General features: G+C 59.1%; 12 protein-coding genes. 8 read left to right on the forward strand and 4 right to left on the reverse strand.

What is annotated here, in order from left to right; translation table 11 throughout:
* Nucleotides 1–8: 8 nt before the first annotated feature.
* The 3 genes from ACR0LN_RS07580 to ACR0LN_RS07590 form a co-directional block, all read right to left on the reverse strand.
* Nucleotides 9–866: a bile acid:sodium symporter family protein gene (locus tag ACR0LN_RS07580; protein WP_480428802.1), complete on the reverse strand. Its 858-nt coding sequence runs from the start codon at nt 864–866 to the stop codon at nt 9–11.
* A gap of 72 nt (nt 867–938) precedes the next feature.
* Nucleotides 939–1,673 (reverse strand): glutamine amidotransferase, encoded by a 735-nt coding sequence (locus tag ACR0LN_RS07585; protein WP_480428804.1) that lies wholly within the window; start codon nt 1,671–1,673, stop codon nt 939–941.
* A 16-nt stretch (nt 1,674–1,689) separates the two neighbouring features.
* A complete protein-coding gene (locus ACR0LN_RS07590) occupies nt 1,690–3,462 on the reverse strand; it encodes an SLC13 family permease (RefSeq protein WP_480428805.1) in 1,773 nt (590 codons plus the stop codon).
* Between the two features lie 110 nt (nt 3,463–3,572).
* On the opposite strand from ACR0LN_RS07590, the gene ACR0LN_RS07595 reads away from it, so the two are divergent.
* Both ACR0LN_RS07595 and ACR0LN_RS07600 read left to right on the forward strand, forming a co-directional pair.
* The gene (locus ACR0LN_RS07595; protein WP_480428806.1) at nt 3,573–4,313 is read left to right on the forward strand and encodes a YebC/PmpR family DNA-binding transcriptional regulator; all 741 of its coding nucleotides are present in this window, start codon (nt 3,573–3,575) and stop codon (nt 4,311–4,313) included.
* 146 nt (nt 4,314–4,459) lie between these two features.
* A complete protein-coding gene (locus tag ACR0LN_RS07600; RefSeq protein ID WP_480428807.1) occupies nt 4,460–5,734 on the forward strand; it encodes a permease in 1,275 nt (424 codons plus the stop codon).
* A 10-nt stretch (nt 5,735–5,744) separates the two neighbouring features.
* Here the strand turns inward: ACR0LN_RS07600 and ACR0LN_RS07605 are convergent, their stop codons facing one another.
* Nucleotides 5,745–6,629, reverse strand: coding sequence for a LysR family transcriptional regulator ArgP (locus tag ACR0LN_RS07605; RefSeq protein ID WP_480428808.1), 885 nt, complete (start codon nt 6,627–6,629; stop codon nt 5,745–5,747).
* Nucleotides 6,630–6,715: 86 nt separating this feature from the next.
* Between ACR0LN_RS07605 and lysE the strand changes: the two genes are divergently transcribed.
* From lysE to ACR0LN_RS07635, 6 genes are all read left to right on the forward strand, one after another.
* On the forward strand, nt 6,716–7,315 hold the full coding sequence (lysE, locus tag ACR0LN_RS07610; RefSeq protein WP_480428810.1) for an L-lysine exporter: 600 nt from the start codon (nt 6,716–6,718) through the stop codon (nt 7,313–7,315).
* A gap of 40 nt (nt 7,316–7,355) precedes the next feature.
* Complete coding sequence (locus ACR0LN_RS07615; protein ID WP_480428811.1) at nt 7,356–8,264, forward strand: DMT family transporter; 909 nt, start codon at nt 7,356–7,358, stop codon at nt 8,262–8,264.
* 106 nt (nt 8,265–8,370) lie between these two features.
* Nucleotides 8,371–8,928 carry a choline-binding transcriptional repressor BetI gene (gene betI / locus ACR0LN_RS07620; RefSeq protein ID WP_480429063.1) on the forward strand — a complete coding sequence of 186 codons (558 nt, stop codon included), beginning with the start codon at nt 8,371–8,373 and terminating at the stop codon, nt 8,926–8,928.
* Nucleotides 8,925–10,433, forward strand: a complete 1,509-nt coding sequence (gene betC, locus ACR0LN_RS07625) for a choline-sulfatase (protein WP_480428812.1) — start codon at nt 8,925–8,927, stop codon at nt 10,431–10,433. The genes betI and betC overlap by 4 nt, the downstream gene beginning before the upstream one ends.
* A gap of 71 nt (nt 10,434–10,504) precedes the next feature.
* Nucleotides 10,505–12,163 carry a choline dehydrogenase gene (gene betA / locus ACR0LN_RS07630; protein WP_480428813.1) on the forward strand — a complete coding sequence of 553 codons (1,659 nt, stop codon included), beginning with the start codon at nt 10,505–10,507 and terminating at the stop codon, nt 12,161–12,163.
* Nucleotides 12,164–12,239: 76 nt separating this feature from the next.
* Nucleotides 12,240–12,479, forward strand: a complete 240-nt coding sequence (locus ACR0LN_RS07635) for an HP1242/YdcH family protein (RefSeq protein WP_480428815.1) — start codon at nt 12,240–12,242, stop codon at nt 12,477–12,479.
* Nucleotides 12,480–12,517: the final 38 nt, after the last annotated feature.

The raw sequence follows: 12,517 nt of genomic DNA on the forward strand, positions 1-12,517 counted from the left end.
TTGTCCTTTCAGCGACCGCGAAGCCAGGCGATATAAGGCAGGGCGACGACGTACATCATGATCCCGTACACGGCTGCGGGCAGGGCCAGCGGGCTGAACCCGCTCTCGGTGCCTGTAATCAGCGCCGCCAGAGTGATCCCCAGTGTCGAATTCTGAATGCCGGTTTCGATTGAGATCGTTTTACTCTCATCCCACGACAGTTTTGCAGCACGGGCCATGAACAGCCCGATTGCCAGAAGCGCGATGTTCAGTGTGACCAGCCCGGCACCCATGATGGCAAGGTTCTCAATAAGCAGTTGCCAGTTTCCGGCCACGGCGGCGAGGACGATCAGAACGAACAAGGCGGTCGCCAGTTTGGATAGTGGTGCGTTGATCCGTTCCGCAAAAGCAGTAGCAAAGTGGCGAATGGTGACGCCGATGGCGACAGGCAGGGTGGTGATCAGGAACATGGCGATGGCCAGTCCGGTGATTGAAACCTCGGGTGCGTCTTCGCCCATGAAATGATGGATCGACCAAGCCGCCAAGAAAGGCACTGTGAGCATGGACAGCAAACTGATGACCGCTGTTAAGCTGACCGACAGCGCCACATCGCCTTTGGCCAGTTTGGACAAGATATTGCTTGTGACACCGCCAGGGCAAAAGCTGAGCAACATGAAGCCCACCGCAATATCGGGCGGCAAGGCGAACAGTTTGACAGTGATGAAGGCCGCGATAGGCAGCAGGACCACCTGACTCAGCGCGCCGATGGCGAACGGATAGCCGCGGGTCAGAACACGGCGGAAATCAGCGACGTGCAGTCCGATCCCCAGGGACAGCATGATAATGGCAAGCGACAGCGGCAGGCCGACATTTATAAGCAGATCCAAGAACAACTCCTCCCAAAGCCATTCGGATCAGCCTAAGCGAGTGTTGACGGCGCAGGCAACAGCGCCGTTAGGTCACATGTAGCGCTGAGCGAAACGGCGCAAGATTTCGCCGGGCTTTGTCACATCAGCCGCATGGCAGATATCAATCAGGCGCTGGGCGTCTTCGGGCGGGAAATAGCCGAAGTTTTTGTAGATGTTAATGCGCTGTTCGAAATCCCGCGCGTCGGCCTCGGGGTGGAACTGCGTGGCATAGACGTTCTGGCCCCAGCGGATCATCTGAAACGGGCAGGGGTCCGAGGCCAGCAGGTGAACACAGCCATCAGGCAGTGCTTGCACGGCTTCCTTGTGTCCGACAAACGCGTCGAAACTTTCGCCCAGCCCGGCGGTCAACGGGTCACGCGCGCCTTCGTCGGTCAGATGGCAAGTTGAGGGGCCAACGGGTTCTCCGTACTGATCCTTGCTGACGTCTCCGCCCAAATGTGCGGCCAGTATGCCAAGGCCATAACAGCAGCCCATGAACGGGTGATCATTTGCGGTAATCTGCGGCATGAGGCCCATGATGGCCGCTTCGACACGTGCGTCGACCTCGGACTTCGTTTCGGGATCATCGCTGACGCATCCGGGGCCGCCGCCGACGATCACACCGGCGTATTCTTTAACGTCCAGTCCCTCGGGCAGGGATTCGCAATCCAGCCGGATGCGGTGGGTCTGGTCCGGCGACAGGCCGGTCTTGTCCAGGATTGAGGCGTATTCGGCGTCGGACGCCTCGGTTTCCGGGCGCAGTTGCAGGATCAGAAATCGTTTCATGCGCTGCCCTTACCCGTCAAAGTGGCCAGAAGACAAGGATGGCGGGGATGGAAACTGCGACGATGAGGATTTCCAGTGGCAGGCCCATGCGCCAATAGTCACCGAACCGATACCCTCCGGGACCCAATACCAGCGTATTGTTCTTATGTCCGATGGGGGTCAGGAACGCGGCTGAGGCCGCCACGGCGACGGTCATCAGGAACGGATCGGGTGAGACCTCAAGCGTGCGGGCCATCTGGATGCCGACCGGGGCGGCAACGATGGCTGTGGCGGTGTTGTTCAGCACATCCGAAAGGGTCATCGTGACGATCATCAGCACTGTAAGAATGGCCCATGCGGGCAGGCCGTCGGTCAATTGCACCAGCGCATTGGCGATCAGTTCGGTGCCGCCCGATGTCTCTAACGCGCTGCCCAGCGGGATCATCGAACCCAACAAAACCACGACCGGCCATTCGATGTGGTTATAGATGTCGGCGATCGGCAAGATCTTGGTCAGCACATAAGCGACCACGACCAGCCCCAGAGCAATCGGCAGGTAGATCAACCCGACACTGGCCGCCAGGACAGCGGCGGCAAACAGGCCAATGGCCAACCACGCCTTGTCATTAGCGGTGACGTTCAGCCCGCGTTGTGCCAAAGGCAAACAGCCCAGCCACTCGGTTACATCGGCGCTGCGATCACGGGGGCAGAGCAGCAGCAGGATGTCCCCGGCCTCAACCTCGGTCTTGCGGACCTGTTCAGCGATGCGGCGGCCTTGGCGCGAGATACCCATCAACACAGTGCTTTGACGCCAGGCTAAGCCCAACCCCTGCGCAGTGCGTCCGGTAATACGGGCACTTTCAGTAGCGACGACCTCAATCACTTCCAGCCCGTCGCCTTCGGCGGTCAGTAATTCCTGCCGCCGCGTGTCCGAGAAATCGAGGTTCAGCGCGGCGCGAAATTCATCCAGCGCCTCGGGGCGGGCCTCTAGCACCAGCGCGTCGCCTTCCTTGAGCGTCGCATGCGCAGAACGCCCATAGCGCCGTTTGCCGTCGCGGATCAGGCCGATGATTGCGACGTCTGATTTCTCGGCGGCCTCATAAAGCTCACTAACCCGTTTGCCGATATGCGCCGATTCAGGCGGGATGGTGAGTTCGGCGATGTATTCGGCTAACGCCTCAGAGCTTTCCTGTTGCGGCCCCCGGTTCGGGATCAATCGCCAGCCGATCAAGGACACAAAGGCCAGCCCGGCAATGGCTGCCAGCCCGCCGACCGGAGCGAAATCGAACATCTTGAACGGTTCGCCCAGCGTCTCCTGCCGGATCGAGGCGATGATGATGTTGGGTGGCGTGCCGATCAGCGTCGCCATGCCGCCCAGAATGGTGGCAAAGCTCAGCGGCATCAACGTCAGGCCCACCGACCGCCCCGCCTTGCGCGCGGTTTGGATGTCGACCGGCATCAGCAGAGCCAGCGCTGCCACGTTGTTCATAAAGGCCGACAAAACCGCGCCGATTCCACCCATCAGCGCGATATGAGCGCCAAGCCCGCGCGACGCGTCGACAAGTGTGCGCGTGATCAGGAACACGGCCCCGGACCGGACCAACCCGGCAGACACGACCAGAACCAGCGCTACGATAATGGTTGCAGGGTGCCCAAAACCGGCAAAGGCGTCATCCACGGGCACGACACCCAACACGACACCGATCAACAACGCGGAAAAGGCAACAAGATCATATCGAAACCGTCCCCACAGAAGCATTCCGAAAACGGAGGCGAAAAGGGCAAAAAGAATAATTTGATCTGTCGTCATGGGGCCACCATACCCGCAAGGGGGCGTCGGGCAAGCCGCTCTCTTGATCCCATGCCCTGCAAACGTCTATATGAGCGCCGAATACGCAATTACTATCACGAGGACGCACCATGGCAGGCCATTCCAAATGGGCCAACATCCAGCACCGCAAGGGTCGTCAGGACGCCGCGCGGTCCAAGCTGTTTTCCAAACTGTCGAAAGAGATCACCGTAGCCGCAAAGATGGGCGACCCCGATCCCGACAAGAACCCGCGCCTGCGTCTGGCGGTGAAAGAGGCCAAGTCGAACTCGGTCCCCAAGGACGTGATCGACCGCGCCATCAAGAAATCGGTTGCGGGTGAAGGCGACGAATACGAAGAAATCCGGTACGAGGGCTATGGCCCGAACGGTGTGGCCGTGATCGTCGAGACAATGACCGACAACCGCAACCGGACTGCTTCGACCGTTCGGTCCACGTTCTCGAAGAACGGCGGCAATCTGGGCGAAACCGGCTCGGTCGGGTTCATGTTCGACCGTAAGGGCGAGGTTGTTTATCCGGCGGACGCAGGCGACGCGGACACGATATTCGAAGCCGCCATCGAAGCCGGGGCTGAGGACGTCGAAAGCTCGGAAGACGGCCACATCATCTGGTGTGCAGATACCGATTTGAACGAGGTCTCGAACGCATTGGAAGGCGCGCTTGGCGAATCCGAATCCACCAAATTGGTCTGGAAGCCGACGACCACGACCGAGTTGGGTCTGGAAGACATGCAAAAGTTGATGAAGCTGGTTGATGCGCTGGAAGACGACGATGACGTGCAGCGTGTCACGACCAACTTCGAAGCGACGGATGAGGTTATGGCCCAGCTCTGATCTGCGCCAAAATATACCCATAGAAAACCCGGCCATTGGTCGGGTTTTTTCTTTTGCCGATCAAGACTTCTTGGCCGCTCAGCCAGAACCCGATAGGTTTGAAATAGAAACACTTTACCTATCGGGCCAATAGACCACTTGAGCAGATGACGGACAGCCCAGCCAGCGCCCCCAAGAGAAACCTTCCGGTTTTGACCGGCCAGAGCATTCTGTCTCAGGTTGCGTGGACGCTTGGAAGCCCGTCGATCGTTCTGCCGTTTCTTGCGGTGTCACTGGAATTGCCAATGTTCATTGCTGGTGCGCTGGTGTCTATCCGAATGTTCGGCAGCATGATCTCGGACATCTTTCTGGCGCAGCCGATTTCGGCGCGACAGCAAAAGAAACGCGGGATTGCCCTGACCGAGGTCGGGGTGGGCGCCTGCCTTGTATTGGCGGTTATTGTGGCCTCCACCGGGGTTGTGCCTGCAACCGCTGTGGCCTTTGTCGCGGCATTCTTCCTGATCGGTTTGATCGAAGAGATCCAGTCGTTGATGTACACCGATCTGCTGGGCGATCACGTGCAATCGAAATCCCGGATGATCATGCACTACCTTCAAATGGGTGTCGGAGGGTTAGGGGCCATAGGTTTAGCGCTGTTGGTGCATGAAATCACAAGGGAGAATCCGCCTTTTTCCCGCCATACCGCCGTGATTGCGGTTTCGGTGACCTTCTTCGTTCTGTCGGGCCTGTCTATTTTGGCGCTGTCGGAAATTGCGCGTGAAACCAAGGTTAAGGGCACGCCGCACAAGGCGCAGAAACGGAAGTTTTCCGAGAATTTCACCGATATTGTCGCCATGTTCGATGAAGCCTGGTTCCGTCGGTATGTGGTTATGCGGCTGCCTTTGGTTGTGGTGTCCCTGTCGGTCCCGTTCTTTGCCCTGATCGCGGCCGAGGCGCATCACGCGTCGGCCAAAGGGCTGACGGCCATGATTATCTCCTCCGCGTCGGGATATCTGGTATCAGCGCCTCTGTGGCAACTGGTGAACATGAAATCGCACCGTGCGGTCATGGTGACTGGTAATCTTATGGTCGCTGCGACCGGGGCCGTATTGGTAACGGTCCATTTTCTGGGGGTCGATCACGCGGTGCATCTGCACGCCATTGCCCTGTTCATTGTGACCGTTGCCGTGACGGGCATCAGCGGAGCGCGTCAATTGTATTTTCTGGACGTGGCGCCCAAGGACCAGCGGGTCAAAGGGGCGGCGGCAATTAAAAGCATCTGCCGCATCACGGCGGTGATCCTGTCAGCCGCGCTGGCCGGGGTGGCTCATATGCACGAGGTTGCGTGGGCCATTGTGTTTATCGTTCTGCTCAGCCTGTTCGCGGCCATCACTTGTTACCGCGTGGTCTTGCCAATCGCGCAGAAGGCTGCGGCATCCTGATCGTTGGGTGTTAACCCGGATACAGTGCCTGGGCGGCGACACGCTTGACCGCATGCGTCATCGGTGCCAAAGCAGAGCCCAGAGCGCGGCCCACCTGCCACGAGAGGGGTACGTCCAAAGGGGCATCGGGCATTAAAGGGCGCAAACGACCGTCTTCCAGCGCGTTTTGTGCCAGTCCAATCGGGTTCATTCCCCAGCCTATCCCGGCAATCGCGGCGTCAACAAACCCTTGCGACGACGGCAGGAAATGTGAGGGTGGCGACAACTGGCAGCCTATCCGTTCAAGAATCCATGATTTCTGAAGGCCGTCTTTGCGATTGAACGTCAGGCAGGGGGCACGCGCCAGACTGTGTTCATTCACGCCGTCTGCAAACCACTTGTCCACAAAGGCAGGGCTGGCGGTGGCGATATAGCGCAACACGCCCAAAGCCGTGGTATCGCACCCCACAACCGGCTGTCCGCCGACGGTGATTGCGGCGCTGACCTCTCCGCGCCGCAACCATTCTGCCGAATGGTCTTGATCGTCGACCACCAGATCAAACAGCAATCCGTCCACCTGCGCCATGACGTCAATGAACCAAGTTGCCAGAACGTCTGCGGGCACTGCGACGCGCACGCGGGCCGGACCTGTCGCCTGATCCAGCGTCAATTCGCGCGCCAGCTTAGCCTCGAGCAGCCCGATATCCTCGGCGTGCCGGGCGATACGCAACCCCGCTGGTGTGCCGGTGCAGGGCGTGCCGCGATTGATCAATGCAACCCCTACGCGATCCTCTAACGCCTTGATCCGCTGAGAAATGGCCGAGGGCGTCACCGCAAGTTCGGCAGCAGCAGCGTCGAAACTGCCATGCCGCAGGATCGAGGACAGCGCTGACAGGTGATTGGGATCAAGCAGCATTAGCCAAACTTAACTGAGGTCAACATCTTTAATTTGATAGGTTGGCTTGGAACCCTTAGTCAACGCCGCAGACGACAGGAGGTTCCATGTACACACCCCTTATTGCCGGTTTCGTGTTGGGTTTCAGCCTGATCCTTGCCATCGGGGCGCAGAATGCATTCGTACTGCGTCAGGGATTGCGGCGTGAGCATGTATTTCCCCTGTGTCTAACCTGTGCCGTGTCCGACGCCATCCTCATCGCAGCCGGTGTCGCAGGGTTTGGCGCTTTGGCCGAAGCGGCACCGTGGTTTGAAACAGTCATGCGCTATGGCGGGACGATATTCCTGACGTGGTATGGGCTGCGCAGCCTGCAATCGGCGTGGCGTGGTGGGGCTGCAATGGACGTGGACAAAGGCCAGCGCGCCAGTCTTAGGTCGGTTCTTTTGACTGTGCTGGCCTTCACATGGCTAAACCCGCATGTCTATCTGGACACGGTAGTTCTGATCGGTTCGATCTCGGCCCAGTATGAGGATCGGATGGCGTTTGCCGCGGGTGCAATGCTGTCCAGCTTTGTGTTTTTCTTTTCGCTGGGATATGGGGCAGGGGTGCTGTCCCCTGTCTTTGCCCGCCCGCGTGCCTGGCAAGTATTGGACGTGTTGATCGGCGTCGTCATGCTGGGCATTGCACTCAAACTTGTTGCCATGTGAAGGGTTGTTCCTGGCCAGATTTCGGTGTTGAGATTTGGGCATGTCAACGCACGCCACCCCTTACCGTCCCCTTGCGGGCATGTTCTGGATGTTTTCAGCCGGGCTGTCCTTTGTGGTGATGATGGCCCTGGTCAAATCGCTGGGCATGACGATGAACCCGATCCAGGCGGCGTTTTTGCGGTACGTGCTGGGACTTGTCTTTCTGCTGCCGGCGCTGCGTGCGATCCTGACAACGCACCTGACGCGCCGACAGCTGACCCTGTTCAGCGTGCGCGGCGGCGTCCATGCGGTCGGGGTTATGCTGTGGTTCTACGCGATGACCCAAATACCCTTGGCCGAGGTCACTGCCATGAACTACATGACGCCGGTCTATGTGACGCTGGGGGCCGCGCTTTTTCTCGGTGAAAAGCTGGCCTTTCGTCGGATCGCCGCGATTCTTGTGGCCTTGGTCGGAGTGCTGATCATCCTGCGCCCTGGTTTTCGAGAAGTCTCGGCAGGTCATCTGGCCATGCTGGGCGCTGCGTTGACGTTTGGCGGATCGTACCTGCTGGCCAAGCGACTTGTTCGCGATATCCCACCAGCAGTTGTCGTGGCGCATCTGTCGATTTGGGTGACAGTGGCACTGATCCCCTTTGCTATCGCTGTCTGGGAGCCTCCAAGTTGGCACGATTTAAAAGTGCTGTTTCTGGTCGCAATTTTTGCAACCGCAGGTCACTATTTCATGACGCTGGCTTTGCAGGCGGCACCGGTGGCGGTCACACAACCGGTAACCTTTCTGCAACTGATCTGGGCGACGCTGTTGGGCGCGCTGGTCTTTCACGAAAGTGTTGACATATGGGTCGTGGGAGGGGGTGCGCTGATCCTGTCCGCCGTCAGCTTTATTGCCTGGCGTGAGGCCGTTTTGAACCGCAGCAACCTGACCACACCAAGCATTGCATCCAAGCTCTAGCGGATTTTAGCGCTCGGCAATGGTTATTGATTGACGGGTCAATAAAAAATTCGTAGCGTTCCTCCCACCAACTCGTAGGGAGGGGACAGCTGTGCCGAAACTCGGAATGGAGCCAATCCGCCGTGATGCAATCGTCCGGGCGACGATTGCCGAGCTTGGCTCGAAAAAGTCCCTCGACGTGACCGTCAGCCAGATCGCCAAGCGAGCTGGAATGTCCAGCGCCCTGGCGCACCACTATTTTGGCGGCAAGGATCAGATATTTCTGGCTGCAATGCGTCGTATTCTCACCGATTTCGGGAACGAGGCGCGGGCGGAATTGAAGGCGGCCGCGCCGAGTGAACGGGCACAGGCTATTATCCGCGCCTGCTTTGCGCCATCCTGTTTCACGCCCGATGTGATTGCTGCGTGGATGACGTTTTACGTTTTGGCGCAGACCAACAACGACGCGCTGCGTTTGTGGCAGATCTATCAGGCGCGCATCCGGTCCAATCTGATTGACGCCCTGCGCCCGTTGATGAACGACCCGGTCGAAGCGGCTGAGAATATGATCGCTCTGATCGACGGTCTGTATATCCATGCGGCGCTCAGCGCCCCGGAAGAACCGCAACTTGCTGTGAACCACGCGATGCGTGTCCTCAACACTCTGCTCGAGGCTGAAAAATGACAAAACCGAACATTCTGATCCTGATGGTGGATCAGCTGAACGGGACCCTCTTTCCCGATGGTCCCGCTGATTGGCTTCATGCGCCTAACCTAAAGAAACTGGCAGAACGGTCGACGCGGTTCGCAAACGCTTACACGGCCTCGCCTTTGTGCGCGCCGGGGCGGGCCAGCTTTATGTCCGGCCAGTTGCCTTCACGGACTGGGGTCTATGACAACGCCGCTGAATTCCGCAGCGACATTCCCACCTATGCGCACCACTTGCGCCGCGCGGGCTACTATACCTGCTTGTCCGGCAAGATGCATTTCGTCGGCCCCGATCAGCTGCACGGGTTCGAGGATCGCCTGACCACCGATATTTACCCGGCTGATTTCGGCTGGACGCCCGATTACCGCAAGCCGGGTGAGCGGATCGACTGGTGGTATCACAACATGGGTTCGGTGACGGGCGCGGGCGTGGCCGAGATTTCCAACCAGATGGAGTATGACGACGAGGTCGCCTACAACGCCAAGGCCAAGCTGTATGATCTGGCCCGCGGTAAAGACGACCGCCCGTGGTGCGTGACTGTTAGCTTTACCCATCCGCATGATCCGTATGTAGCACGCCGGAAATACTGGGACCTTTACGAGGATTGCGAACACCTGCTGCCCGAGGTTTCGGACTTGGGCTATGACAATCAGGACCCGCATTCCAAGCGCATTTTCGACGCCAATGACTGGCGCAGCTTTGACATCACCGAAGAAGACATCCGCAAGTCACGCCGCGCGTATTTCGCCAATATCTCGTATCTGGACGACAAGATCGGTGAAATTCTTGAGGTGCTGGAAACCACGCGGCAAGAGGCGATCATCCTTTTCGTCTCGGACCACGGCGACATGCTGGGCGAGCGCGGTTTGTGGTTCAAGATGACCTTCTTCGAAGGGTCGTCGCGCGTGCCGCTGATGATCTCGGCCCCCGACCTGCCCGCAGGTCGGATCGACACGCCGGTCTCGACCATTGATGTCACACCGACCTTGGGCGCTTTGGCGGGCGTCGACATGGCGGAAATTGCCCCATGGACCGATGGCGAGGATCTTGTGCCACTGGCGCAAGGGGGCGAACGCACCGCGCCTGTCGCGATGGAATACGCGGCCGAGGCGTCTTATGCGCCGCTGGTTTCGTTGCGCTATGGCAAATGGAAATACAACCGCTGCGCGCTGGACCCGGATCAGCTGTTCGACCTTGAGGCGGACCCGCATGAACAGGTCAACCTTGCCGAAGATCCCGCCCATGCCGGGACGTTGCAAACCTTGCGCGCGAAATCCCAGGCGCGTTGGGATCTGGATCAGTTCGACGCTGAGGTGCGTGCCAGCCAGGCCCGCCGCTGGGTGGTGTACGAGGCGCTGCGGCAGGGTGGTTATTACCCGTGGGATTACCAGCCGCTGCAGAAAGCCTCCGAACGCTACATGCGCAATCACATGGATCTGAATGTCGTCGAGGAAAACGCCCGCTACCCGCGCGGCGAATAACCTCTTCACCAAATGAAAAGGCACCGCCGCAGACCTTTGGAATAGGCGCGGCGGTTCAAGGAGTCGTAAAAATGGAAGCAGATTTCGTCATTGTGGGCGCCGGATCCGCCGGCTGCGCGATGGCCTATCGCCTGAGCGAGGTCGGGGCCTCGGTTCTGGTGATCGAACATGGCGGCACCGATGCGGGGCCGTTCATTCAGATGCCTGCAGCGCTGAGCTATCCGATGAACATGGCCCGCTATGACTGGGGTTATCAGTCCGAGCCCGAACCGCATCTGAACAATCGCCGACTGGCCTGTCCGCGTGGTAAGGTGATCGGTGGGTCTTCCTCAATCAACGGGATGGTCTATGTGCGCGGCCATGCGCGCGATTTTGACACGTGGTCCGAGATGGGCGCGGATGGCTGGTCTTATGCGGACGTGCTTCCGTACTACAAACGCATGGAAACATGGCATGATGGCGGCCACGGTGGCGATCCTGAATGGCGCGGTAAAGATGGCCCGCTGCATGTGTCGCGCGGCCCGCGTGAGAACCCCCTGTTCAAGGCCTTTGTCGATGCGGGCCAGCAGGCGGGCTATGAGGTTACGGGTGACTACAACGGTGAGAAACAGGAAGGTTTCGGCCCGATGGAGCAGACCGTCTGGAAAGGGCGGCGCTGGTCGGCGGCGAATGCGTATCTGAAGCCTGCGCTGAAGCGTGAGAACTGCGATATCGTGCGCGGACTGGCATCCCGTGTGGTCATCGAAAACGGTCGCGCCACGGGCGTAGAACTTGTGCGTGGCGGAAAAAAGGAAATCGTTCGCGCCCGGCGCGAGGTGGTTCTGGCCGCGTCTTCGATCAACTCGCCCAAGTTGCTGATGTTGTCTGGCATAGGTCCTGCGGCCCATCTGGGCGAACATGGCATTGCGGTTGTTGCGGACCGTCCCGGCGTGGGTGCAAACCTGCAGGACCATCTTGAGCTGTATATCCAGCAAGCGTCATTGCAGCCCATCACGCTGTATAAGCATTGGAATCTGGTCAGCAAAGGACTGATCGGGGCGCAGTGGCTGTTCACCAAAACCGGCCTTGGCGCGTCGAACCAGTTTGAAAGCGCGGCATTCATCCGGTCGAACCCGGGCGTGGAATACCCTGATATCCAGTACCACTTCTTGCCCATAGCTGTTCGCTATGACGGTCAGGCGGCGGCCGAAGGGCACGGGTTCCAAGCGCATGTTGGGCCGATGCGGTCTCCCTCTCGTGGGGCAGTCACGCTGCGCTCGGACCAGCCCGAGGATGCGCCGGTGATCCGGTTCAATTACATGAGCCACGAAAAGGACTGGGAGGATTTCCGAAAATGCATCCGCCTGACCCGTGAGATTTTCGGGCAGGATGCGTTCAAACCCTATGCAGGCAAGGAAATCCAGCCGGGCGCTGACGTGCAGACTGACGAAGAGCTGAATGGCTTTATCGCAGAGCATGCAGAAAGCGCCTATCACCCCTGCGGCACTTGCCGGATGGGCCGGGCAGATGACAAAAACGCGGTCGTCGATCCGCAGGGCCGCGTGATCGGAGTGGACGGGCTGCGCGTCGCCGACAGCTCGATCTTTCCGCAGATCACCAACGGCAATCTTAATGCGCCTTCGATCATGGTGGGCGAGAAGATGTCGGACCACTTGCTGGGCAAAGACGCCTTGCCGAAAGCCAATGACCGTCCTTGGATTCACCCGGCATGGGCAACGGCGCAGCGGTGATTTGATCCGCGTCAAAGTGGGGTGTGGCAAAGGTGTATAGACCTGACTCGTAACGACATATTAGGAGCGAACAGGAATGTCCCACACCCCGCATGAACTGGCCGAAGAGTTTCCAGACAAAGTCGAACTGATGAGCCAGCTCAAGCAATCGGATGCGCATTTTGCCCGGCTGGCTGACGAGTATCACGAGATCAACCGCGTCGTGCATCGGGCCGAGACCAATATCGAACCGATGGAGGATCTGGCGGAAGGTGAGTTGCGCAAGAAGCGTGCAGCACTCAAGGATGAAATCTGGGCGATTTTGTCCAAAGCGTAAGGCAAAGGGGCGGGGGCTCTGCCCCCGCCGCGGCAGGC

The sequence above is a fragment of the Ruegeria sp. AA6 genome, assembly GCF_056542865.1.